The following is a 281-nucleotide window of genomic DNA, read 5'->3' as shown; positions in this document are numbered from 1 at the left end:
CGGCGGTGAGCGCCGACCTCACCCCCGGCGGCAGCGACAGCTACCAGCAAAGCGTGTACGACGCCGACGGCCAGGTGGTCTACGCGATCGACGGACTGGGCCTCAACGTCACGCAATACACCTACAACGCCGGCGGGCAGATGACGCAGACGCGCCAGTACGCCACGGCACTGTCCACCGGCAGCCTGAGCCCCACCGCCACACCGGCCACGGTGGCCGGTTATCTCACCGCCAGCAGCAGCGACGTGATCACCACCACCGTCTACAACGCCGACGGCGAG

General features: G+C 68.7%; 1 protein-coding gene. It reads left to right on the top strand.

Annotated features, from left to right (window positions below):
* The coding region (locus ISP15_RS18475; protein ID WP_404549484.1) for a hypothetical protein at positions 1-281 on the top strand (281 nt) is incomplete at both ends.

The sequence above is a fragment of the Dyella jejuensis genome (assembly GCF_044904675.1).
Lineage (GTDB): Bacteria > Pseudomonadota > Gammaproteobacteria > Xanthomonadales > Rhodanobacteraceae > Dyella_B > Dyella_B jejuensis.
This window is presented reverse-complemented; position numbering and strand designations above follow the sequence as displayed.